This is a genomic window from Streptomyces sennicomposti, from assembly GCF_019890635.1.
Classification (GTDB): domain Bacteria; phylum Actinomycetota; class Actinomycetes; order Streptomycetales; family Streptomycetaceae; genus Streptomyces; species Streptomyces sennicomposti.
On the sequence record NZ_JAIOAB010000086.1, the window covers coordinates 1 to 22,319 of the forward strand.

22 protein-coding genes are annotated in these 22,319 nt (G+C 69.7%); 6 read left to right on the top strand and 16 right to left on the bottom strand.

Translation table 11 applies throughout. From position 1 onward, the window contains the following. Positions 1 to 280 precede the first annotated feature (280 nt). Together K7787_RS29600 and K7787_RS29605 are read left to right on the top strand one after the other, a co-directional pair. On the top strand, positions 281 to 1,345 hold the full coding sequence (locus K7787_RS29600; RefSeq protein WP_043260987.1) for a right-handed parallel beta-helix repeat-containing protein: 1,065 nt from the start codon (positions 281 to 283) through the stop codon (positions 1,343 to 1,345). 55 nt (positions 1,346 to 1,400) lie between these two features. Beyond that, complete coding sequence (locus K7787_RS29605) at positions 1,401 to 2,429, top strand: methyltransferase (protein WP_164393461.1); 1,029 nt, start codon at positions 1,401 to 1,403, stop codon at positions 2,427 to 2,429. Between the two features lie 143 nt (positions 2,430 to 2,572). Here K7787_RS29605 and K7787_RS29610 read toward each other — a convergent pair whose 3' ends face one another. The 7 genes from K7787_RS29610 to K7787_RS29640 form a co-directional block, all read right to left on the bottom strand. Then, complete coding sequence (locus K7787_RS29610) at positions 2,573 to 2,905, bottom strand: TcmI family type II polyketide cyclase (protein ID WP_009189291.1); 333 nt, start codon at positions 2,903 to 2,905, stop codon at positions 2,573 to 2,575. 51 nt (positions 2,906 to 2,956) lie between these two features. Next, positions 2,957 to 3,442, bottom strand: coding sequence for an SRPBCC family protein (locus tag K7787_RS29615; protein ID WP_009189292.1), 486 nt, complete (start codon positions 3,440 to 3,442; stop codon positions 2,957 to 2,959). Between the two features lie 2 nt (positions 3,443 to 3,444). After that, a complete protein-coding gene (locus K7787_RS29620; RefSeq protein WP_009189293.1) occupies positions 3,445 to 3,702 on the bottom strand; it encodes an acyl carrier protein in 258 nt (85 codons plus the stop codon). A 72-nt stretch (positions 3,703 to 3,774) separates the two neighbouring features. Then, on the bottom strand, positions 3,775 to 5,055 hold the full coding sequence (locus tag K7787_RS29625; protein ID WP_009189294.1) for a beta-ketoacyl synthase N-terminal-like domain-containing protein: 1,281 nt from the start codon (positions 5,053 to 5,055) through the stop codon (positions 3,775 to 3,777). Continuing rightward, positions 5,052 to 6,320, bottom strand: a complete 1,269-nt coding sequence (locus K7787_RS29630; protein WP_164393459.1) for a beta-ketoacyl-[acyl-carrier-protein] synthase family protein — start codon at positions 6,318 to 6,320, stop codon at positions 5,052 to 5,054. Before K7787_RS29630 ends, K7787_RS29625 begins: the two co-directional genes overlap by 4 nt. Further along, entirely contained in the window at positions 6,317 to 6,781 is a 465-nt protein-coding gene (locus K7787_RS29635) for a cupin domain-containing protein (protein ID WP_027758205.1), read from the bottom strand. Before K7787_RS29635 ends, K7787_RS29630 begins: the two co-directional genes overlap by 4 nt. Positions 6,782 to 6,880: 99 nt before the next feature. Then, a complete protein-coding gene (locus K7787_RS29640) occupies positions 6,881 to 8,020 on the bottom strand; it encodes a SchA/CurD-like domain-containing protein (RefSeq protein WP_009189297.1) in 1,140 nt (379 codons plus the stop codon). A 254-nt stretch (positions 8,021 to 8,274) separates the two neighbouring features. On the opposite strand from K7787_RS29640, the gene K7787_RS29645 reads away from it, so the two are divergent. Both K7787_RS29645 and K7787_RS29650 read left to right on the top strand, forming a co-directional pair. Then, positions 8,275 to 9,921 (top strand): FAD-dependent oxidoreductase, encoded by a 1,647-nt coding sequence (locus K7787_RS29645; RefSeq protein WP_223003518.1) that lies wholly within the window; start codon positions 8,275 to 8,277, stop codon positions 9,919 to 9,921. Between the two features lie 145 nt (positions 9,922 to 10,066). Next, complete coding sequence (locus K7787_RS29650) at positions 10,067 to 10,816, top strand: hypothetical protein (RefSeq protein ID WP_223003519.1); 750 nt, start codon at positions 10,067 to 10,069, stop codon at positions 10,814 to 10,816. A gap of 274 nt (positions 10,817 to 11,090) precedes the next feature. Here the strand turns inward: K7787_RS29650 and K7787_RS29655 are convergent, their stop codons facing one another. Then, positions 11,091 to 11,252, bottom strand: coding sequence for a hypothetical protein (locus tag K7787_RS29655; protein ID WP_247721413.1), 162 nt, complete (start codon positions 11,250 to 11,252; stop codon positions 11,091 to 11,093). Positions 11,253 to 11,556: 304 nt separating this feature from the next. Here K7787_RS29655 and K7787_RS29660 point away from each other — a divergent pair, with 304 nt between their 5' ends. Beyond that, entirely contained in the window at positions 11,557 to 12,801 is a 1,245-nt protein-coding gene (locus K7787_RS29660; protein WP_223003521.1) for a WD40 repeat domain-containing protein, read from the top strand. Positions 12,802 to 12,833: 32 nt separating this feature from the next. On the opposite strand, the gene K7787_RS29665 is transcribed toward K7787_RS29660, so the two are convergent. From K7787_RS29665 to K7787_RS29700, 8 genes are all read right to left on the bottom strand, one after another. Further along, positions 12,834 to 14,561 (bottom strand): hypothetical protein, encoded by a 1,728-nt coding sequence (locus K7787_RS29665; RefSeq protein WP_223003522.1) that lies wholly within the window; start codon positions 14,559 to 14,561, stop codon positions 12,834 to 12,836. A 210-nt stretch (positions 14,562 to 14,771) separates the two neighbouring features. After that, the gene (locus K7787_RS29670; protein ID WP_223003523.1) at positions 14,772 to 15,650 is read right to left on the bottom strand and encodes a glycosyltransferase family 2 protein; all 879 of its coding nucleotides are present in this window, start codon (positions 15,648 to 15,650) and stop codon (positions 14,772 to 14,774) included. 76 nt (positions 15,651 to 15,726) lie between these two features. Beyond that, positions 15,727 to 16,533 (bottom strand): nucleoside phosphorylase, encoded by an 807-nt coding sequence (locus K7787_RS29675; RefSeq protein WP_223003524.1) that lies wholly within the window; start codon positions 16,531 to 16,533, stop codon positions 15,727 to 15,729. Then, positions 16,530 to 18,329, bottom strand: coding sequence for a B12-binding domain-containing radical SAM protein (locus K7787_RS29680; protein ID WP_223003525.1), 1,800 nt, complete (start codon positions 18,327 to 18,329; stop codon positions 16,530 to 16,532). The genes K7787_RS29675 and K7787_RS29680 overlap by 4 nt, the downstream gene beginning before the upstream one ends. A gap of 14 nt (positions 18,330 to 18,343) precedes the next feature. After that, on the bottom strand, positions 18,344 to 19,549 hold the full coding sequence (locus K7787_RS29685; RefSeq protein ID WP_223003526.1) for a DegT/DnrJ/EryC1/StrS family aminotransferase: 1,206 nt from the start codon (positions 19,547 to 19,549) through the stop codon (positions 18,344 to 18,346). Next, on the bottom strand, positions 19,549 to 20,052 hold the full coding sequence (locus K7787_RS29690; protein ID WP_223003527.1) for an RpiB/LacA/LacB family sugar-phosphate isomerase: 504 nt from the start codon (positions 20,050 to 20,052) through the stop codon (positions 19,549 to 19,551). The genes K7787_RS29685 and K7787_RS29690 overlap by 1 nt, the downstream gene beginning before the upstream one ends. Before the next feature lie 123 nt (positions 20,053 to 20,175). After that, the gene (locus K7787_RS29695; RefSeq protein ID WP_223003528.1) at positions 20,176 to 20,379 is read right to left on the bottom strand and encodes a hypothetical protein; all 204 of its coding nucleotides are present in this window, start codon (positions 20,377 to 20,379) and stop codon (positions 20,176 to 20,178) included. Beyond that, positions 20,376 to 20,768, bottom strand: coding sequence for a recombinase family protein (locus K7787_RS29700; protein WP_308036494.1), 393 nt, complete (start codon positions 20,766 to 20,768; stop codon positions 20,376 to 20,378). Before K7787_RS29700 ends, K7787_RS29695 begins: the two co-directional genes overlap by 4 nt. 155 nt (positions 20,769 to 20,923) lie before the next feature. Here K7787_RS29700 and K7787_RS29705 point away from each other — a divergent pair, with 155 nt between their 5' ends. Beyond that, positions 20,924 to 22,249, top strand: a complete 1,326-nt coding sequence (locus K7787_RS29705; RefSeq protein WP_308036495.1) for an NsdA family TPR-like regulatory protein — start codon at positions 20,924 to 20,926, stop codon at positions 22,247 to 22,249. Positions 22,250 to 22,319: the final 70 nt, after the last annotated feature.

The window sequence follows — 22,319 nt, forward strand, 5'->3', positions numbered from 1 at the left end:
GTTCGGGCCGCTCGCCGGACCGCTGGCGCTGTTCTGGCTGCTCACGTGGCTCACCGCGCACCGGCCCTGACCTGCCGGGCCGCCCCTGGCCCTGACCTGCCGGGCCGCCCGCCGGGCCGCCCCGCTCGGGCCCGCCGGACCGCGGCCCCGCCGACCGCTCCGGCCCACCGTCCGCCGCCCACCACCCACCACCCACCACCCGCACCGCCACCGGCCCATGACACGCCGCCGGACGGCCTATCCGGCCTTTTGCGGACTATCCGGTCATAACGTACAGAATATGACGAAACGCCACATCGCCTTGCTCCTGAGCGCCGTAGCACTCGTCGGCTCCGGCGTAGCAGCCGCCCCGCCGATCTCCGTGCCGAAGGTGCGCCTGGTGCACTCGGGCCAGTCGATCCAGAAGGCGGTGGACGCCGCGCAGCCCGGCGACACCGTCCTGCTGATGCCGGGCACCTACCGCCAGAGCGTCAAGATCGCCACCCCCGGCGTGACCCTGCGCGGCACCGGCGCGGAGGCCACCGTCCTCAAGCCGGCCACCGGGACGAACGCGAACGACTGCGGCAAGCGCGGCAACGGCATCTGCGTGGCGGGAACCAAGAACAAGCGCCTGAAGGACGTCACCGTCGCCGACCTCACCGTCACCGGCTTCTCCCGCGCCGGAGTGATGGCCGTGGGCACCGACGGGCTGACCGTGCGGAACGTGTCCGCCGTCAAGAACGGGCTGTGGGGCATCGCCGAGGAGCGCTCCAAGCGCAGCGAGTACCGCGCGAACGTGGCCCGCGGCAACGGCGACGCCGGTCTCTTCCTCGCCAACACCATCACCGCCGAGCAGGGCGCCCTCGACACCGCCGGGACGGTGATCGCCCAGAACCGGCTGGAGGACAACCGGATCGGCGTCACCGTCCGCCGCCTGCGCGACCTGACCGTCGCCGGGAACTACGTCACCGCCAACTGCACCGGCGTCTTCGTCGTCGGCGACGAGAACAAGCCCCACGCCGGCGCGCTGAGCGTGCGCGACAACCTGGTCACCCGCAACAACAAGTACTGCCCGAAGACCGCCCGGCTGCCCTACCTCCAGGGCTCCGGCATCGTCCTGACCGGCGCCGAGAACACCGAGGTCACCGGCAACACCGTCCTCGGCAACTCCGGCAAGTCCCCGCTGTCCGGCGGCATCGTCCTCTTCAAGAGCTTCGTCGGCGCCGCCAACGAGCGCAACCGCGTCAGCGGCAACGCCCTCCAGGACAACTCCCCCGCCGACCTGGTCAACCAGGAGAGCACCAAGCGCGGCAACACGTTCCAGCAGAACTCCTGCCACGCCTCCAAGCCCGCGGGACTGTGCTGAGGCCCCGGCCGCGCACACGACCACGACCGACCGACAAGGAAGGAACAGGCGGCACATGACGACCGCTCAGACCGCACCACCGCCGTCCATGCGGCTCAGGGAGCTCGTGTTCGGGGCGGCCTGCGCCGCCGCCCTCCGCGCCGCCGCCCGCCTGGGCGTGGCCGACGCGCTCGGCGAGACCCCGGCCGCCGTGGAGGACCTGGCCGCCGCGGTGAAGACCGAGCCCAAGCCGCTGCGCCGGCTGCTGCGCGCCCTGACCTGCTACGGCGTCTTCACCGAGCAGCCCGACGGCACGTTCGCGCACACCGACATGTCCCGGCTGCTGCGCGAGGACGACCCCGCGAGCCTGCGCAACATCACCCTGTGGTGCACCGAGCCGTGGACCTGGCAGGCCTGGCCCAAGCTGGACGAGGCGGTGCGCACCGGCCGCAACGTCGTCGAGGACCTGTTCGGCAAGGAGTTCTTCGTCTACCTCAACGAGGACGCCCCCGAGTCGGCGGACGTCTTCAACAAGGCGATGACGACCTCCAGCAAGCAGTCCGCGCAGGACGTCGCCGATCTGCTGGACCTGTCCGGCGCCGCCTCGGTCGCCGACATCGGCGGCGGCCAGGGCCATGTGGTGGCCAGCCTGCTGGAGAAGTACCCGGCCATGCACGGCACCCTGCTGGACCTGCCGCGCGTGGTGGACAACGCCGACCCGCGGCTGCGGCCGGGCGGCGCGCTCGCCGACCGGGTGTCGATCGTGCCCGGCGACTGCCGCGAGTCCGTGCCGGTCACGGCCGACGTCTACATCATCAAGAACATCCTGGAGTGGGACGACGAGTCCACCGCCCGCTGCCTGCGCAACGTGATGGCGGCCGGCGGCCCCAAGGCCCGGGTCGTGGTCATCGAGAACCTGGTGGACGACACCCCGTCCATGCGGTTCAGCACGGCGATGGACCTGCTGCTGCTGCTCAACGTCGGCGGCGCCAAGCACACCACCGAGTCGATGGTGAGCCGGCTGAAGGCGGCGGGCCTGGTGATCGACGACATCAGCCCGGTCAACCCGTATCTGCACGCCTTCGACTGCACGGTGCCCGTCTGAGCCGACCCGGTCCGACGGCGGTCGCCACACCCCCGGACAACCGGACAACCGAACACCCGGACACCGGTCGCCGGGCCCGCGACGCTGCGGGCCCGGCGACCGGTTGTGTCGTCCACGGCCCCTTACGGGGCCGGGCGGTGGGTTCACGACTGGGCGTCGCGCTCCCACAGGTAGAAGCGGTGCGCCATCGCGTCCTTCGGCGAGCGCCACGTCTCGGGGTCGTACGCGCTGACGTACGCCGACAGCCGCTCGCTGATGCCCTGGAACTCGGGGTGCCTGGCCACCTTCGCGATGGCCGGGCCCGGGTCCCGGTCCGCCTCGACCAGGTGCATGTACACATCGCCGAACTGGAAGAGACTGCGCCGGGTGACGCCGACCAGGTGCGGCAGCTCCCCCCGGTCCGACTCCTCGAAGATCTTGGCGATGTCCGGGGCCGACCCCGGCGCCATCCGGGCCACGATCAGGGCCTGGTGCATGAGCCTTCTCCTTCTCGTCCGGTGCTCGACCGGCTGCTTCCGCGGTGCGGCTCAGTCGGTGGTCAGGGCCGGCTCGGGACGGCGGCCGGCCGCCGCGGCCCGCTCGATCCTGTCCCGGATGAGGGCCATCTGGACCTTGGAGTTCTTGTTGATGTTGTCGGTCATCCAGTCGTCGTCGACCGGGGCCTCCGGCTTCATCGCGAAGTCCTGCGTCCAGACCATCCGGGTGCCGCCCGGCACCTCCTCGTAGCGCCAGTGGATGTCCATGTGCGCGAACGGCCCGGTCTCCACCCGGCGGGCCCGCACGGTGCGGGTGGCCGGGTCCGGCTCACGCTCGGACACCCAGCTCCACACGGTGCCGTTCTCGTCGGGGTGCATGGTCAGCCGGAAGGTGCACTTGTTCCCCTCCTGCTTCAGGATCTCGGCCGAGGCGTACTCGCTGAACAGCTCCGGCCACTTCGCCACGTCGTTGGTCATGTCCCAGACCAGGTCCAGCGGTGCGGCGATCGTGATCTCGTTCTGGGTGTGCCCTGCCATCTCTACGCTCCTGCCAGAAGGGTGCTGTTGACCAGGTCGAGGAACTTCCGGGGCGTCTTGCAGCGCTCCGCGTCGGCCGGCATCGGCATGCCGTGCCGGTTCTCCAGCTCGCCCACGATGCCGAGCAGGCCGAGCGAGTCGATGCCCAGCTCCTCGAACGAGACATCGGCCCGGTCCGTCAGCTCCTGCGGGCTCACGGTGATGCCCGCGGCCTTCTTCATGAGTTCGGACAGTTCTTCCACGGTGATGCGGTCACTCATGCGGTCGTTCCTCTCTTTGTGCTCCCGGCTGGTTGCTCCGGCCGCCCCGCACGGACCCGTCGGCGACGGGACCTAGGAGGCGTCGGCGGTGCCGTGCCGCAGCACCAGCGCCGAGTTCGAGCCCATGAGCCCCCGGCTGAGGACCAGCGCCGTGCGCACCTGCGCGGGACGCGCGCCGCCGGTCACCAGATCGAGGTCATGGCAGATGTCGAAGACGTTCGGGGTGGGCGGGATCAGACCGTGCTCCATCGCCAGCACCGCCGCCGCCGCGTCCAGCACCGGGGCCGCGCAGTAGGCCCGGCCGATGCCGGTCTTGGGCGCCGTCACCGGCACCCGCCGGCCGTGCGCGCCGAGCGCGTCGGCGATCGCCAGCGCCTCCGCACGGTCCGCCTCGGGGACGCCGAGGGCGTCGGCGAAGACCACGTCGACCTCCTCCGGCGCGCAGCCGGCCTCCGCCAGCGCGCCCCGGATCGCCTCCGCGAGCCCCTGCCGGGACAGCTCCCAGCGGGAGGCCCCGGTGAAGGTCGCCGTGTGCCCGGCGACACGGGCCCGTACCGGCACCCCGCGCTCCCGGGCGGCCGACGCCTCCTCCACGACGAGCATCGCGCCGCCCTCGGCCGGCACGAACCCGCACGCCTCGTCGGTGAACGGCCGGTAGGCCCGCCCCGGATCGGTCACCGGGCTCAGCTCGCCGTACCCGAGCTGGCACACCATCGAGTACGGGGCCAGCGGCGCCTCGGTGGAACCGGCCACGATCACGTCCGTACCGCGCCCCACGGCCCGCGCCGCGTGCGCCAGCGCGTCCAGGCCGCCCGCCTCGTCGGCGGCGACCACCGAGCACGGCCCCTTGAAGCCGCGCCGGATGGAGACCTGGCCGGTGCTGGCCGCGTAGAACCACGCGATGGACTGCCAGGGGCCCACGTAGCGGCGGCCCTTGCCCCACAGCTTCTGCAGCTCCCGCTGGCCGAACTCGCCGCCGCCGGACCCGGCCGCCGTCACCACGCCCGCCGAGAACGGCGCGCCCTCGGTGTCCGCCCGGCCCAGCCGCGCGTCCTCCAGGGCGGCGTCCGCCGCGGCCATCGCGAAGTGCGTGAAGCGGTCCGTCTGGACGAGGTAGCGCTCCTCGATCGCCGCCGCCGGGTCGAAGGACCGCACCTCGCCGGCCACCTTCAGCGGCAGCTGCTCGCAGCCCTCGCGGGTCACCCGGTCCAGGACGCTCACACCCTCCTGGGTGGCCTTCCAGAACGTCTCGGTGCTGGTCCCGTTGGGCGCGACGACACCGATGCCGGTGACGACCGCGCGCCGCGGACCCGATCGGCTCGTCCGTGTGCTCGATGTGCTCGGTTGGCTCATCGTGACCTCTCCCTCGGCCGGGTCAGGATCACCGCCGACTGGAAACCGCCGAACCCGCTGCCCACGGAGAGCACCGCGTCCAGCTTCCGCTCGCGCGCCACCCGGGGCACGTAGTCCAGGTCGCACTCGGGGTCGGGGGTCTCGTAGTTGGCGGTCGGCGGGACCACCTGGTGGGCCAGCGCCAGCACGCACGCCACCACCTCGATCGCCCCGATGGCGCCCAGCGAGTGGCCCACCATCGACTTGATGGAGCTCATCGGCGTGCCGTAGGCGTGCTCGCCCAGCGCCCGCTTCACCGCGGCCGTCTCGTGCCGGTCGTTCTGCCGGGTGCCCGAGCCGTGCGCGTTGACGTAGTCGATCGCCGTGCCGTTAAGCCGGGCGTGGTCCAGCGCGGTCTCGATGGCCCGCGCCATCTCCAGGCCCTCACTGGTCAGACCGGTCATGTGGTAGGCGTTGCCGAAGGTGGCGTAGCCGCTCAGCTCGCAGTACACGTGCGCGCCGCGCGCCCTGGCGTGCTCCAGCTCCTCCAGCACCAGCACCGCGCCGCCCTCGCCCATCACGAAGCCGTCCCGGTCGTTGTCGAAGGGGCGGGAGGCGTGCGCCGGGTCGTCGTTGTTCGGCGAGGTCGCCTTGATCGCGTCGAAGCACGCCATCGTGATCGGCGATATCGGCGAGTCCGACGCGCCGGCTATGCAGATGTCGGCGCGGCCCTCCTCCACGGTGTGCAGCGCGTAGCCGACCGCGTCGAGCCCGGAGGTGCAGCCGGTGGACACCGTCTGCACCGGGCCGCGCGCCCCGAACCGCTCCGCCACCGTCGAGGCCAGCGTGCTCGGCGTGAACGCCCGCTCCAGGTGCGGCTGTGCCCGCTCGTGGTCCACGTCCCAGCGCTCGCCGCCATGGCTGACCAGCACGTAGTCGCTCTCCAGGCGGGTGGTGCCGCCGACCGCGGTGCCGAGCGAGACCCCGACCCGCCAGGGGTTCTCCCCGGCGAGGTCGAGACCCGAGTCGCGCACCGCCTCCTGGCCGGCCGCCAGCGCGAACTGTATGTAGCGGTCGCAGCGCGCCACCTGCTCGGGCTCCAGGCCCGCCGCCGCCGGGTCGAAGTCGCACTCGGCGGCGATCTGGGACCTGAGGCCCGACGGGTCGAAGAACGTGATGCCGCGCGTGGCGGTACGCCCGTTCGCCAGCAGGTCCCAGAAGGCGGCGGCGCCGATGCCGCCCGGCGCCACGATGCCTATGCCGGTGACCGCGACCCGCCTGGTCATGACCGCACCTCGGCCGGCCCGGCCGCCGCTTCGGCCGGCTCGGCCGCCCGGGCGCCGGCCGGGACCGCCGCCGCCTCCGTGCCCTCGGTGTCCACGTGGCCCAGCTGCGGGCGCGGCGCCAGCGGGCCGAGGTGGAAGACGATCCGCGCCTCGGTGTCGCCCACGTTGCGGAACCGGTGGCGCATGTAGGCGGGGATCATCAGCCCCTGCTCGGGCTTGAGCGGGTGCGGCTCGCCGTCCAGGTCCACCTCCAGGTCGCCGCAGACGACGTACACGAACTCCTCGGAGTAGGGGTGGTAGTGCTCGCCGATGCGGTCGCCGGGCTGCACCAGCGCCACGCCCATGAAGCCGCTGGTGGAGCCCACCGTGGCCGGGGTGAGCATGGCGCGCAGATCGCCGCCGCGCTTGGTGTTGGGCTCGGTCTCGCTGAGGTCCACGATCCTCGGCCTGGGTTTGATCACGTCTTCCTCCGGTGGTGAGTACGTCGGCTGGGTCTTCCGTTCGGGCCCGGCCGGGTCGGGGAGCCCGGCCTGATCCGAACGGGAGGCCCTGGGGGAGCGTCAGGCGTCCGGCGCGGACCGGCGGTCGGTGATGAGGTCCATCCGGGCGAGCGTGAGCAGCCGGGACAGGTCGCCGTCCTTCTTCGCGGCGCCCTCGCCGAGCAGCGTCGTCAGCTCCGCCACCTGCGCGGAGTCCTGGATGCCGAGTGCCGCGGCCGGGTCGCTCTCCAGGGCGCCCCGGATGTCGATCAGCCGTACGACGACGTCGTCGCGCTCGAAGACCGTGCTGCGCAGCACCGGGCTCGCCGGGTCGTCCGCGGCCCGCTCGTCCGCGCGGGACAGCAGCTCGGCCAGCTTCATGCCCTGGCCCTGCCGCGCCGGGTAGTACAGCGCGTGCCGCTCGACCCGCTCGTCCTCCTGACCGGTCGTCACGTGGTGCACGGCCGGCAGCGCCGCCCGGGTGAAGAACACCCGCGCCGACTCCTGGTCGTTGAGGTCGCGGTCCTGCTCCAGATACGGGTTGATGGCCTCCTCGACCGCCCGGATGCCGGGCTGCCGGGCCACGTGCCGCAGCGCCGCCAGCAGGTCGCCGCGCACCTCGATGGCCCGCACCACCCGGTTGCCGTGCATGAACAGGGAGGTGCGCAGCAGCCGCGTGGTGTCGTCCACCCGCGCCTCGGGCGCCTCGTAGTTCGCCAGCAGCTCGGCCACCTTCGCCTCGCTGCCCGGCTTCACCGTGAACGTCAGCGCGTGCCGGATCACCCCGTCGCCGATCCGCGGCGAGGTCTGCAGCTGCCGGCCCGCCGTCTCCTGCTGCCGGCCGCCGCCGGTCTCCCGCACGATGTGGAAGCGCAGCGAACGGGTGTCGCGGATGCAGCTGTGCATCGGCTGCACCATCCGCACGTGCTCCTCGCTGTTCACCCAGGCGAGGAACGGCGGGGCGCTCTCCCACTCGCTGGTGATCAGCCACTGGGAAGGGTTCTCGATGGACTGGCACAGCTGGTCGCTGACATGCCCCGGCACCGCCGAGACCTGCTTGCCCATCTGCTCGTACGCCTCCAGGAACTGCTGCTGGGCGCCGTCGCAGACGTCCACCAGCAGGATCACGCGGAGCCGGGAGCCGTCGAAGACGGACTGGGAGACACGTTTCGAGGCCTGCTGCTCGGTCGGTTCTGACACACGCTCGGAAATGGCGGTCATCTGCGTACGACTCCTTGGCGGGATCGGCGATTCGCACGGGACAGGGACGGAGGGCGCCGGCCGCGGATGACGCGACGTCAGCGTGATCTCGATCCTGTGCCGGGCGCGATCGACGCGCGACTCGTATGCACCACAAGGGTGATCACGCGGGTGATAGACCCCGCGAACGCACGCGGACCGGCCGCCCGGCGGGCATGGAGACACCGATGCGCCCGCACCGCCCGCACCCCCGCACCCCGCTCCTGGAGGCATCGATGCGCCAAGAAGCCGACCACCGGGTACCCGTCCTCATCGTCGGCGGCTCCCTGGTGGGCCTGTCCACCTCGCTGTTCCTCGGCCGCCTCGGCGTGCCCCACCTGCTCGTCGAACGGCACTCCGGCACCTCCCGCCATCCCCGCGGCCGCGGCAACAACGTGCGCACGATGGAGCTGTACCGGGTCGCCGGCATCGAGGACGACATCAAGGCGGCGGCGTCGCTGCTGGCCGACAACCACGGCATCCTCCAGACCCCCACCCTCGTCGGCGACGCCGGCGAATGGCTGTTCAAGCACATCGACCCGGGCGGCGGCCTGGCCCGCTTCAGCCCCACCGGCTGGTGCCTGTGCAGCCAGAACGACCTCGAACCCGTCCTCGTCGAAGGCACCCGCCGGCTCGGCGGCGACCTGCGCTACTCCCACGAGCTGGAGACGTTCGAACAGGACGGCGACGGCGTCACCGCGACCGTCCGCGACCGCGCCACCGACGAGCGCTACACCGTCCGCGCCGACTACCTCGTCGCCGCCGACGGCCCCCGCAGCCCCGCCCGCAACCGCCTCGGCATCGGGCAGAGCGGACCCGGCGACCTGTTCGCCAACGTCAGCGTCACCTTCCGCTCCAAGCTCCTCGCCGACGTCGTGGGCGACCGTCGCTTCATCTGCTGCTACCTCACCCACCCCGACGCCGACGGCGCCCTGCTGCCCGTCGACAACAAGGAGCACTGGGTCTTCCACGCCCCCTGGCACCCCGAGCGGGGCGAGAGCCTCGACGAGTTCACCGAGGAACGCCTCCAGCGGCACATCCGCCGCGCCATCGGCGCCCCCGACCTCGACGTCGAGATCACCGGCAAGGCGTCCTGGCGCGCCGCCGAACGCGTCGCCGACCGCTACGCCGCCGGTCGCGTCTTCCTCGCCGGCGACTCCGCCCACGAGATGTCCCCGACCGGCGCCTTCGGCTCCAACACCGGCATCCAGGACGCCCACAACCTCGCCTGGAAACTCGCCGCCGTCCTCGACGGCTGGGCCGGCCCCGGCCTGCTGGACACCTACGACGCCGAACGCCGCCCGGTCGCCCTGGCCACCAGCGCCCGCGCCTCCGCCCGCTCCGTCGAGCACAGCCACCCCGGCTTCGCCCCGGCGCCCGGCATCGGCGGCGGCAGGCGCGGCGGCATCCTCAACGTCGTCCTCGGCTACCGCTACCCCGAGGGCGCGGTCGTCGGCGCCGACCCCGCCCAGGACGTGGTCCCCGACGCCGTACGCCTCACCGGCGAGCCCGGCACCCGCGCACCCCACCTGTGGCTGCGCCACGAGGGCGAGCGGATCTCCACCCTGGACCTGTACGAGCGTTCCCTGGTCCTGCTCAGCGACGGCCGCTCGGAGGCCGGCTGGCACACGGCCGCCCGCCGCATCGCCGAGACGGACGGCATCCCGCTGGCCTCGTACCGCTTCGGCGCCGACCTGATCCACGAGCCCCAAGGCACCGACGCCGCCCCGGCCCCCGACTGGTCGGCCGCCCACGGCACGACCCTCGACGGCACGGTCCTCGTCCGCCCGGACGGCTTCGTCGCCTGGCGATCCACCACGGCGACCCCGGACCCGGAGGGCACCCTCCGCAAGGTCCTCACGGAGCTGCTGCACACGGCCTGAGATCCCGCGAGGGCCGGACCGGCGCCGGCCCGGCCCTCCCCGGAGACCCGGCCGGATGCGCCGTCATGTGACGAGCCGTGTGATGTGATGTCCGCGGCTCGAAACGCGGACGGACACGGGAACGGGACGAAGGGGGCGCGACGGGGTGCCGAGCAGGCCGGACACGCCAGGGGCGGCCTCGCGTGCCCGACAGCTGCGGGTGCGGGCGCTGACCCGCGAGTCGGACCGCGCCCGGCGGTCGCTGGCCACCGGGGAGTGGCGCCCCACCGCGGCGGACGCCGACGCGGCGGCCAAGGTCCTCCCCCGCCTCACCGCTCCGCTCCCCGCCCGCGGGGCCGCCGGCGCGCGGGCGCGGGCCGTGGACCGGGACCGGCGGCTCCAGCGGATCTGGCGCACCGCGGTCCACCACCTCGACGCGGGTGCCGTCAGTCCGCCGGCCGCCGCCCTGCTGGCCGCCGTCGCCCGCGCCCTCCTGCCGTGGTCCGCCACCCCGAATCCGCCGCCCGCTGCGGCGGCCCCGCACTACCCGGTTCCGCGGGGCGCGGCGGACGGCTCGCCGGCCGCGCCGACCGCGGCGGGCGAGGCCCTCCTGCCCGGCCTGACCGAGCTGTTCACCGCACTGGCGGCCCCGAGGCCGTCCGGCGCCGGTTCACGCACGCCCGCAGCCGAACCCTGGCAGGCCGAGTACGCGGGCCGGTTCCGGCACTACGGGAGACCCGCCCACGACGTGTGGACGGCCGACACCGTCCGCTGCCCCGGGTGCGGGAACGCGGACGGCCCCTGGACGGTGGCCTGCGACTGGCGCCGGATCACGCTGGGCTGCCCGTGCGGGCGGACCACCGACCGGCACGGCCTCACCTTCTCCGAGGTCTTCCTCGTACTGCCGGACAGGTGAACGGACGCGACCGCCACCGGACGACGAAAGACCGGCCAGGAACAACCTGGCCGGCCTCTCCGACGGAGCCCCCTGTCGGATTCGAACCGACGACCTTCGCTTTACAAGTGGGATCGAATCCTTGCCGGGGCGTACTCGACGCTGCTTCGCGGTGCTGTTTCCGCTGGTCAGCAGCGCGCAACTTTGTAACCGATCCCTCGCATGACGCTTTGTGTCGCGCAGTCCGCTCACGCATCGCTCACGCCCGAAGCGGAAGCCAGCCGCTCTTTGTCCCCTACTGGATGAGGGCATGCAGGACGGGTACGGAGGCCCCGGCACTGGTCAGGCCGGCCAGAGCGGCACCAGCGGGCTGAGTGCCGCAGAGGAGGGTGAGGACGCCGACGACTCCGCCGATGACTACGGATGCCAGGAGGATGAGCGCGGTGCGTACGGTCATGAAGGGACCGGGCTCTGAGTGTGGGGGCGGGGGCGAAACTTGAGGGTCCTGAGAGTGCGTCATGCATCTCATGGCAACAGTGCCTAGCCCGTAGACCTGCATCGCACGAACGAAGTTGTGATGCCGCCAAAGTTTCGGCGGATTTCGGCGCGATACGGTCTGAGGCCCTCTAGCCTAGGCGCCAGAACCAACTGGGGGTGGACGGATGGGCGCGCCGAACAAGACCGAATTTGCGGTCGGGCTTGACCGGCTAGCTGAGGAGCTACGCCAACTGCGAGCCGACCGTGGGAGCCCCACGCTCAACATGATCGTGTCCCGCGCGGCTGCTATGCCGGGTACAAGCTCGTTATCAGTCTCGGCCCTCAGCGAGGCATTCAATGGCAAGCGGCTCCAGCGGCTGGACACCCTGATGTCTCTGGTGCGCACGTTGCTCTCGTACGACGAGGACGGCAAGCACTGCCTCGTGGCACGCGGAGCTCCCGAGATGGGGGTGTGGCGCGAACGGTGGCGCGACCTGGACCGTATGCGGTCGCAGCGCAGCAGTACAGATGTGGGTATCTCGGAGCGCGCCCCAGTGCGAGCCGTAAGTCCGCTGGCCCTGCAGGCGCTTGCGGACGACCTCGAAGCCGGATACGTCGTGGCTCTGACGCCTGTTCAGGGTCCTGCCGATGAGTACGACGCATTGGCCTTCTCACCCGATAAGCAGTACCTGGCCCTGGGCGGCTGCGACGGGGTCGTATACCTGCAGGATCCCATGGGTAACGCCGTAACGAATCCCCTCGCCGGACACCGAGACATCGTCCGTGACGTGACCTTCTCGTCCGATGGGCGGCTGCTTGCTTCGTCGGCCGATGATGGAACAGTGTGGCTGTGGGACGTGACTTTCCGCATCCCTGTGGGGGGAAGCCTGCCTGACAGCGAGGGGATCCTCGACACTCTGGCGTTTTCCCCCGACGGAAGCCTGTTGGCGGCAGCCGGATACGTCGGGTGTGTGTACCTGTGGAACACCGCTACACGCGAGATGATCAAGACTCTGGATGTGGGGCAGACCCGGGTCGACGGGCTTACGTTTTCGCCCGATGGTTCCCTGCTGGCCGTTGCCGGATACGACGGGATAACGCAGCTGTGGTCACCCGCCACATGGGAGGTGACCGGATGCATAACCGTTGGAAGATGTTGCGATATTGCGTTCGCGCCTGACGGCAAGTTGCTGGCCTCAGCGGGAAGCGATGGATCGGTGCGGTTGTGGGATCCACTTGTCTCTGGAACGGGGAACGCTGTCCGTGACTGCTCGTCTGATCTGACAAAAGCCGTGAGCGCCGTGGCCTTCTCTCCGGATGGTCAACTCTTGGCCGGCGCAGCAATGGACGGCACAGTGCGCCTGTGGAATCCGGCTGACGGCCGGCCACTTCCCGGCCCTCTCGACGCCTCCCTCAGCGAGGCGTACGACGTTGCGTTTTCTCCGGATGGTGGCCTCCTCGCAGCGGTCGGTGACCACGACAGCGTCCGCATTTGGATCACACCTGTTCATCGTCCTGGTGGGTGGTAGTTTTGGGGCCCCGGAGCTGCCTAGAGCTGAGGCTAAGGATGAGCGCCCTGCCAGCCATCCGGGACGGGGAGGGAGTATCCGCTGCCTGATAGCCGTGCTACGAGCTCCCGCACCTCCTGAACGACTTTTAGCACGGGCGTCACGATGGTGCCTTCGATCAACTCTTGCTCGCACTTAGCCAGAAGAACAGGCCACAACAGTTCAGCAAGCTCAACCTTCGGGTCGCCAAGTCGCATCCTGCCCAAAGGAACCTTGATGTCAAGATGTTTTTTTCGAGCTTCTTGGAGGTGATTCCGCATATCCTGATTCCAGCTTTCAGGAAGTGTGCCATGCTTACGCTCGGCAATGATTCTTATCTGAGGGACTAGTTCGTCGTCGGAGAAGTTGGCAAGCTCGTATTTGTCTGTACCCCAGACGTGGATGCGGACCAGGAAGTCCAGTTCATCTTGCCCGATTTCTGCGCCTTGCCACTGAACCTCTTCACGGATCGCCTGCTGAAGGGCATTCCTCTCGGCAGTGCGCTTCTCGGCTGTTTCCCATTTATTCTCGGCGTCCATTGCAATTACGAGGACCGTAGGGGTGGCGTCCAGCAGCCATCGATCGTTTATGCGCCTACCGATTCGGGGTGCAATGTTGTAACGCGCGATGAGTTGGGGATTCACCTTGGATCCCTTGGTGCGCTGAACGCGTACGTGATGCGGCTGTGTTAGGCCAAATTCAGCCAAGAGTCGGGGCAGTTGGTGAAGTTCAGTTTCCCCTTCGACCAATAGCAAGACTCGCGGGTGAGGGGAGAGGCCAAAATGTCCGAGTGCTCTTTCAAGGGAGTGGGCGTTATCCTGTCGAGCAGTCAGGCGATCGTGCAAAGCCGTCCAGGAATTCCAGCCTGAAATATCAGGCAATGGCTCAAGCTGGCCCGCCGCAGCTAGATCCTCGTGGGCTCGCAGAAGGATCTCGGCGGCGATCCTATACCACATAAATTCGAGCGGTGCTCCTCTGAGTTCAGACCACCCCCCCTTGTAGCCTGCGTGACGTAGCAACGGAAGCCACGCCTTCATCGGGTCTTTCATGTGCGCCACGGTTAGAAGCCGTTCCGCCTCCTTGAGCAGGTCAGCCTTAGGGAAGCCTGCGATCTTAAGCAGCTCAGAAACGTTAGACGATGACCGGAATCGCCACAGGTCGTCTTCGGAAATTCCTGGCGGGATGTTGACGGTCCCGAGGATTCCGGGCAAGTACCGGGGCGCCAGCGCTGTCAGAGCCTGTGTGCGTGCTCGCCTGCGAGTTACGTTAGCGCGATAGTCGTGCAGGACGTCCAGCTCGATGAACTTAAGCTCGTTTAGTGCATCTGCGAGTTCCAGAAGTTGCCAGTATGAATATGCGAAACCATTCCACCACCCGCGGGGATCCTGGTCGGCGGGTCGTAGGTAGGGCCAGTTTGCAGAGTAGCCCTCCTCGCGAGGATCCCGAGCCCGTCCCTCCAAAGCCGCCTCAAGTACCCAGCCCCTTACATTAATCCCAAGAATCTCAGCGGAAACGTCGATTCGCCGACCTTCTGAGGGGGTATCGCTGACTCGATAGAGCGGAAGAAGCAACCGCCTGTTGTGTAGCTCCTGCAGGAGGGCCAAGTCGATGCTGGAGCCTCGAACCTTAGCCTCCTTTATCAGTTCATCGGTGCCCAGAAGATGATCCTGCTGAGTGAAGGAGAAGGGAAGGGTGAGTAGGGCGAGTGACGAGCCGGGCGAGGGGGCTTCTTGTGTGCTCATAAAAATAGCCTCAGCGTGACGTGGGTTAATTCTCATTCACGTTATAATTTTGGCCCCCGCCCTCAATGATCTTGCGGGCGTTCGTTCACGCGACCCCTATGCTGCAGCTCGTCGTGTTGCGGCTGCTCCATGTCCCAGGTAGGCGGCGCCGGAAAGATGCGCAGGCGGCCCGTGTTCCCCTGTTGCAGGCAGAGACTCCTCTGGTCCGTGTTAGGAGATCGGCGGTCGCCCGGCGCGGGTGAGCCGGGTCACCGTGCGCCAGCTCATGGGTGACCGTTCGCCGTATCCGCCGCGCAGCCCCTCTCGGAATCCGTCGATGGATGCCTTAAGTGCGGGGCGGTCCCGAAAACGCCAAAGGGTCAAGATCACGAACGTCGTGAGATTCAGCAGTTCCAGGACGAGAGGCAGGTTCCGGCGGGCGAGCCAGACTCGGTTGCGGGCGTTGAGCCGGTAGAACCTGCTGTGCCGGGCCGGGTCAGTCGCGGGGTGATGTACGACGATGTCAGGGAGGTACCGGCCGGTGCCTCCTAGATCCCACAGCCGCCAGGCCAGATCGATGCCCTCGTGGAAGAGGAAGAAATGGCCGGGCCAGCCGCCGGCGGCGTCGAATGCGGTGCGGCGGATCATGACGACGCCTTCGGCCATGACGGTGACGGTGCCGGGTCGGCAGGGGTCGGCGGCCCGCAACCGGGGCACCCAGCGGCGCAGGGTGACGCCGGTGTCAGGGTCGCTGATGCGGGGCTGAACGTAGGCCAGGCCCGCATCCTGCTGCAGTTCGGCGGCCAACCGGGCAAGCACGTCGGGGCCAGGAAGGTGGGCGTCATTGTCGAAGAAGAACAGGTAGTCCCCCTTGACGCTCTGGGCGCCGATATTGCGGCCCTCCGGGATACCGACGTTCTCGGCTAGCTCGACCGTGTGCACACCGGCCGGAACCTGCTCAGGAGTGCAGCCGTTGCCGACCACGACGACGTCCAGCTCGATGCTCTGCTGGGCGAAGAGGGAGGCCATGGCCCGAGGGAACTCCTCAGGCCGGTCGTTCATGGTCAGGACCACAGCTCCGACGGACGGCCGGGATGCGCCAGTGTTCACAGGGGTTGGAGTCCTTTACTGCCCGACGTGGGCGTCCCTGCCCGTCGCCTTCTCGTCACCTTGCGGACGCCTCACCTTAGCCGGACGGCCGGTGTCGGGCAGCGGCGCTGAGGGCGCTCAGGGCCGCTTGAAGGGCGATGTGCAGGGCCGCGCGAATATTGGGTGATCCTTGCCGTGGCTTGCGATCCACGAGGGAGTCGGCGACCGCGAAGACGGCCGCCGCGTCTATGCCGCGGTGCTGGGCGACCGCGAAGACGGCTGCGGCCTCCATGTCGGCGGTCAGGACGCCGAGCGTGCCGTAGCGTCCGACTTCGGCGCCGGTCTCCCGGTAGGGGGCATCCGTGGTCCAGCTCGGGCCTCGCCGCGGGACCACCCCGCGATTGCGCAGGTGCTCGGCGAGGTGTGTGGTGAGCTGCTTGGACGGCTTGATGTGTGATCCCGGCGGGAGGTAGTGGTGGGACACTCCCTCGTCGCGCAGTGCGTTGTCGCACACGACGAGCTGCCCCGGCGGCAGGTCGGGATGGAGCGTGGCGGCCGTGCCGACGGTGATGACGCGGCGGACGCCCAAGGCGATGAGCTGTTCGAGGACCAGGGCCGCTGCTGGAGCGCCGAGGCCGAAGCCGCCGCAGACGGCGACCTGGCGGCCCTGGCGGCCCTGGCGTTCCAGCATGAACAGCTCACCGCGGACCCAGTTCAGGCGGCGGCTGGGATAGCTGGCCTTCGCCCTCTCCAGCACGGGCCGCTGGTACAGCAGGACCGCTCCGTCGATGCCGGCGAGTGTTGCCTGCGGGTACCGGCCGCGCACGTACTCGGCGTGCTCGGCCGGGTCAGTCACCGCCGGCAGGGCGTGCTTGCCGGGGTGCAGCGGGAACTGCCTGCTCATGCTCGTGATTCCCGCTCGGCGAGCGCGGCCGCGAACTCCAGCTCGGCACCGGTGTGCACATGGTTGACGACGTGCCACGGCAGCACCGGCTCGTCCATGTGCCGAAGGTGGCGGTCGTAGTCGAGGCCGTGCTTGGCCATCGTCTGGAGGAGCTGTTTCTTGGTGAGGTGGTGCAGGTCGATGCCGGCGTCGTAGAGGTCTTCGAGCATGTGGCCGACTCGCCGGTCCCCGCGCGAGCACACGACTTCGAGGTGCATCCGGCTCGCGCCGAACTGCTCTACCCGGTAGTGCTGCTTGAACTCCTCGTCCCCGACCAGCTCCCGCAGCCGGGCGGCGACCTGGTCGCCGTACTCCTGGACGAGGTCCGGGTCCGTCATGGCGAGCCGCTGGCTGAGCGTGCCGGGCTTGGGCATGAACTGGTGGAGCTTGACGATCACGGCTCCGTCGCGGTGGCCGAGCCGGCGGCGGACATCGCGCGCGTAGTCGGCGATGGCCAGCCGGTCTTCCGGCCGTTCGCCGGGCGCTCCGATGATGAAGTACAGCATCACGGCGTTGACGTGCTCGCTCGCCCGGCACAGGTCGATGGCCTTGTTCACCCGCTCGCGCTTTTGCGTCTTGCCGTACAGGGCGACGAGATCGGGTGCGGCCCACTCGGGTGCGATGGTGATGATGCCCCGCGCTTGTGACAGGTTCAGCTCGGTGAACAGGTGACCGAAGTCGCCGAGTTCGGTGACGGCCCGCAGGTAGTCGTCGCTGATCTCGTCGGCCCGGATGGAGCCGATGATCGTGGTGACCTTCTCACCCTGGTCCTGTGTGCGGTGGGCGTAGGCGCGGATGTGCTCCAGCAGCTCGCCCCGGTGCTTGTACTGGGTGAAGGTGGGCGCACTGATGATGATCTTGCGGACCTTGTGGGCTTCGAGGCGGTCCACGTAGTCGGTGAGCATCTCGAGCGGGGCCTGCCTGAAGTCCGGCAGGCCCAGGTTGCAGAAGCCGCAGGTGTGCAGGCAGCCAAGGACCGGGTGCAGGCCGGCGGCGGTGCCGTCGGTGATCGGGTAGCAGAAGTGGGCGGGGTGCAGGTCCTTGACGGTGAGGTACTGGGCGTGGACGCCGGCGAGGACGGTGATGCGCTTGGGCCGGATGTCACGGACGCCGCCGCCGGGCAGGAAGTCGCACTCGTACAGGGAGGGCACGTACAGGCCGGGCACCCGGGCGATCTGCTCGTGCAGCGACGTGCCATCGGGGTGAGCGCGGTGGGCGTGGAGGATGCTCAGGAGTTCGGGCAGGGACTGTTCGGCCTCGCCGATGGCGATCACATCGAAGTAGTCGGCCAGCGGCTCGGGGTCGGCCAGGCCGCTGTTGCCGCCCACGACGAGCGGGTGAATACCGGGAATGCGGTCGGCGCTGCGCCGGGGTACGCCGGCGAGGTCGAGGAGGCGGAAGACGCTGTGCATGTCGCCGCTGTTGATGACGGAGATGCCGAGGACGTCGGCTTGGCCGACCGGCAGCGGGGATTCGATGCTGCGGTACGGCTCGCCGCCGGGGGTAGTGAGTCGGTTGCCGTCGCGGACGAGGCACTCGTACTGGATGGCCCTCTCAGCGACAGCAGGGACGTCGGCGCTGCGGTTGATCAGGTCGCACAGGCTCATCGGCCCGTTGCACATCAGGCTGTAGGCGTGGCCGAAGGGGATGAGGAAGACCATGCGGAGCAGCCCGTCGGGGTCCTTGGGCTGGTAGGGGTCGGCGAGGTAGATCTCCTTGCCGTGGATGTCGTCGATCTCCTGCTGGAGCTGTGACATACGGATCGAACCTCTCAGTCGGTGGGGCGGGTACGGACGAGGTCAGCCGTGGCCTGGCGGATGGCGCAGCAGATGGCGGCCTCGTCGCCGGGGCTGATGCGCGGGTGGAGGATCGGGCACAGCAGGCGTGCGGCGAGCTGTTCGGCGCGCGGGCAGCGCTGGCCTCGCGTGTGCTCGCGGATCAGGCCGTGGCCGAGGTAGGTCACCGGGTCGCTGATGATGCTGCCGACGCCGTACCGGTTAGCGAGGTGGTTCATCAGCTCATGCCGGCCGGCACCCGCCCACTTCTCGGGGACGAGCAGGTTGTGCCGGTAGTAGAGGTGCTGGCCGTTGTCGAGCGTGGGCGGCAGCGTCAGCTCCTCGATGTCCGCCAGCGCGCGGGTGCGCGAGTGGGCGCGGAGGACCCGGGCGCTGTTCATCTCGTCCAGCCGCGAGAGCTGGACCAGGCCCACCGCGGCCTGGGCTTTGGACAGCATCTGGTTGGTGCCCCACTGGTCGCGGCCGCCGTAGGCGCGCAGCCAGCGCAGCCGTTCGGCCAGCTTCGGGTCGCTGGTGGTGACCATGCCGCCCTGGCCCAGGGTCGTCATGAGCTTCTTCGACTCGAAGCTGAAGACCGTGGCCCAGCCCTCCGCGCCGACCCTCGCGCCGGACGGCGTACGGCCGCCGCAGGCCCGCGCCGCGTCCACGATGACGACCGGCGGCCCGTGCACGGGGTGCGGGTGGGCAGCGGCCAGGTCGAGGAAGGGCCGCAGGTCGGCGACCGCCCCGTTCCAGTGAGTGATCAGGATCGCCCGCGTGTGCTGGGACATGACCCGCTCCGTGTCGGCCGGGTCGAGGTTGAGGGTGACCGGGTCGGGCTCGGCGAGAACCAGACGGCCGCCCTGCCCGATGACCGCGATGTGCGGGCCGACGAAGTTGAGGGCGCAGGAGATCACCTCGTCCTCCGGCGCGAGCTGCAGGTGCCGCAGGACCATCTCCATGGCCGTGCCGCCGGAGTTGAAGGACACGGCGTGCTCGACGCCCGTGTGGGCGGCGAACGCGTCCTCGAAGGCCCCGCAGTAGGCGCACTGCTTCCAGCCGGTCCGCCAGTCGTCGGACTCGGTCCACACCTTGAGCAGGGCCTGGTGCTCGGCGTCGGTGTACCAGCCGCCCTGGGCCGGCTCGACGGGCCAGCGCAGGCCCTCGGTGTGCTGCGGCACCGTGTTCGGGTTCGTGGGCATCAGGCTCGCCCTCCGGGGATGAGGACGGGCAGATGCTGCTGCTCGAAGTCGCTGATCACGCGGACCTTCGCGGCGGCGGACGATCCGGGGTCGAACCGGTAGGTGAGCCATTCGATGGTCAGGCGGCGGGCCAAGCCGAGGCCGATGATGCCCTGACCGAAGGTGAGGACCTGGGCGTTGTTGGAGCACACCGCGGCCCGCACGGACAGTGCGTCGTGTGCGGTGACGGCCCTGATGCCCCGCACCTTGTTGGCGGCGATGGCGACGCCGAGGCCGGTGTGGCAGACCAGCAGGGCACGGTCGGCCTGGCCGTCTGCGATGAGCCGGCCGGCGGCGAAGGCGATCTCCGGGTAGGTGGCCTGGGTGTGCTCGTCGACGCCGATGTCCAGGACCTCGGCCACCATCGCGTTCGCCCGGAGTTCGTCGGCGAGCGCGTCCTTGTAGAAGCGGCCCGCCGCGTCGGAGCCGACAACAATGCGCAGGCGGGGGTCTTGCGTGCTCATGCACGTCCTCCTCGATCGAGTGAGGGGATGGCTGGTAACCGGCGGCAGGGCGGAAGGGGAGGGCGGAGCCGTCGCCCGGCCGCCGGTGCTGGGCGCCCGCCGCGGGACGGGTGGGGAAGGCCGCTACAGCGCGGCCCGGGGGCCGCACCGGCAGGTCTGCGGCGGCATGTCCGGTCTCGAAACAGGGGCCGGAGTGCTGGAGCCGTAGACGTCGGTGACATGCGGGGCGAGGATGACCGCCGGGGGCATCAGCCCGATCAGGGCGAGCAGCGCGACGGCCCGGCCGGGCTGTGACGGCGGTGCCTGCATGGCGTGCTTCCCGCTCACGGGGCCTCCTGCGCGGCCAGCGGGGACCACGAGAACAGCACCCGCACGCCCCGTTGCCGACACCAGGCGATCTCCGGATAGCGCAACGCGTCGTCGGGGCTGATGCTGTTGGGCCACCGGACGATGACGGCCGTCATCTGCCCGTGCTCGGCCATCTCCTTCACCCGTCGCCAGCCGGGCCGCTTGGCCGGGTCCGGTTCACCGTAGGGATCGGTGATCTCGGCAACGATGCGCATGTGGTGCTCGTCGGCGAAGGCGTGCCCTTCGTCAACCGCGTGTTCCTCGGGCACAGTGGGCCGCTCCGTGCCGCGCTGGGCGCACACGTACAGCACTGCCGGCACCAGAGCGCCGTCGTGTGAGCTGTTGCTGGTGTGCACGGTCTTGATCACCCATTTCCGGTCAATGTCGGGGACTCATCGGGGTGGTGACCAGTGAAGGGCTGGGTACGGACCGTGAGGAGGTGCCAGGCTGTAGGCCCGCGTAGGCCCGTGTAGGCCAGCCCAGGACGGACCGTGTGTCTCCTGGTGACGCAGAAGGGGGCGAGGTGGCCAGAACACCCACGATCGGCGAACTGATGCGAGAGGCGTACGAAGCGCGTGGCTGGGGGCCGGCGAAGCTCGCCCGGGAGTTAGGGATCGCCGAGGGCCGCGGCCCTGACGGGCTCGACCGCCAGTCCGTGCGGCGATGGGTGGTCGGTAAAAGGGTCCCCACGTACTGGTTGCCGTACATCGTGCAAGTCCTTGAGCTGGACGCACACTTGGTACAGGCCGCTCAATCTTCCGAGCCAGAGTCGGCTGCGCTGGATACCGTGGCATCTGTCATCGAGTTGGGAAGGAGCGACGTGCTACGCCGGAACTTCCTCGCAGCGTCGAGCGCCTACGCGCTGAGCGCCCTGGGCCTGCCGGACCCCGAGGCCGTCCGGCGCCGCGTGAACCGTGCCGGTGGCGTACGCGTCGGCAAGGGCGAGGTCGCTGCCGTACGGCAGATGATCAAAGCGTTCGGTGACACGGCGGCCGAGGTCGGCGGCGGTCACGCCCGGCACCTGGCCGTGCGCTACCTGACCGAAGACGTGGAACGCTGGCTCAACGGCCACTACACAGAGGCCACCGGACGAGACTTGTTCGCGGCGACCTCGGAACTCGTTCACCTGTGCGGCTGGATGGCGCAGGACGAAGGCAACCAGGGCATGGCCCAGCACTACTACGCCCACGCCTACGCCCTCGCCTCAGAGGCCGGCGACCTGGAACTGTCCGCGACCGCGTTGCGCGGGCTGGCGGTCCAGGCCATCGACCTGGGGCCGAAGTTTGCGGCAGCAGCTCTGCGGCTGTCCGAACGCTGCGTCGAGGAGGCCAAGCCCCTGGACGACCCGCGGGCCGTCTCGTACTACCAGACCACCCTCGCCGACGCCGCCGCACTGGACGGTGATCGACGATTGGCCACCCAGGCACTGAAGGCGTCTGAAACGGCGATCGAGAAGACTCCCGATGCCCCGCCTGGTGCATCGTGGGCCTCGCACTTCAGCATCGGCCGATGGGCCCACCACTCCGGCATGATCCTCGCGCGACTCGGCGACCTCGACGGAGCCACCCAGCACCTCCATCAAGCCCTGGAGATCCACGGCCTCGACCGACGCCGCAGCCGCGCCATTGTGCTCGCCGACCTGGGCCGGGTCCATCTCCAACAAGGCGACCTCGACACAGCACTCGCCACCTGGACGGCGTTTCTCGACTGCGCGGACGGCGTCCGCTCCGTGAAGATCGCCGAAGCAGCCAACGACATGCACGTCCGGCTCGACCGGTACGAGGACCTGCCCGAGGTTGAGGAACTGAGGCAGCGGGCTGCTCCACTCTTGCCCACACAGGTCGTCTGACAGGTTTGCGGGCGTTGGTGGTGGGCGCCGTCCTTCGGAGTCCGGCAGCGATGTTTCGGCCCTGCGTCTT

Coding starts and splice junctions, on each gene's coding strand:
- K7787_RS29615 (WP_009189292.1), bottom strand. CDS start 3,442: ATGGCAGGGCACACCCAGAACGAGATCACGATCGCCGCACCGCTGGAC.
- K7787_RS29675 (WP_223003524.1), bottom strand. CDS start 16,533: ATGAGCAGGCAGTTCCCGCTGCACCCCGGCAAGCACGCCCTGCCGGCG.
- K7787_RS29685 (WP_223003526.1), bottom strand. CDS start 19,549: ATGCCCACGAACCCGAACACGGTGCCGCAGCACACCGAGGGCCTGCGC.
- K7787_RS29620 (WP_009189293.1), bottom strand. CDS start 3,702: ATGAGTGACCGCATCACCGTGGAAGAACTGTCCGAACTCATGAAGAAG.
- K7787_RS29660 (WP_223003521.1), top strand. CDS start 11,557: ATGATCGTGTCCCGCGCGGCTGCTATGCCGGGTACAAGCTCGTTATCA.
- K7787_RS29630 (WP_164393459.1), bottom strand. CDS start 6,320: ATGACCAGGCGGGTCGCGGTCACCGGCATAGGCATCGTGGCGCCGGGC.
- K7787_RS29640 (WP_009189297.1), bottom strand. CDS start 8,020: ATGACCGCCATTTCCGAGCGTGTGTCAGAACCGACCGAGCAGCAGGCC.
- K7787_RS29610 (WP_009189291.1), bottom strand. CDS start 2,905: ATGCACCAGGCCCTGATCGTGGCCCGGATGGCGCCGGGGTCGGCCCCG.
- K7787_RS29600 (WP_043260987.1), top strand. CDS start 281: ATGACGAAACGCCACATCGCCTTGCTCCTGAGCGCCGTAGCACTCGTC.
- K7787_RS29655 (WP_247721413.1), bottom strand. CDS start 11,252: ATGACCGTACGCACCGCGCTCATCCTCCTGGCATCCGTAGTCATCGGC.
- K7787_RS29665 (WP_223003522.1), bottom strand. CDS start 14,561: ATGAGCACACAAGAAGCCCCCTCGCCCGGCTCGTCACTCGCCCTACTC.
- K7787_RS29605 (WP_164393461.1), top strand. CDS start 1,401: ATGACGACCGCTCAGACCGCACCACCGCCGTCCATGCGGCTCAGGGAG.
- K7787_RS29690 (WP_223003527.1), bottom strand. CDS start 20,052: ATGAGCACGCAAGACCCCCGCCTGCGCATTGTTGTCGGCTCCGACGCG.
- K7787_RS29680 (WP_223003525.1), bottom strand. CDS start 18,329: ATGTCACAGCTCCAGCAGGAGATCGACGACATCCACGGCAAGGAGATC.
- K7787_RS29625 (WP_009189294.1), bottom strand. CDS start 5,055: ATGAGCCAACCGAGCACATCGAGCACACGGACGAGCCGATCGGGTCCG.
- K7787_RS29645 (WP_223003518.1), top strand. CDS start 8,275: ATGCGCCAAGAAGCCGACCACCGGGTACCCGTCCTCATCGTCGGCGGC.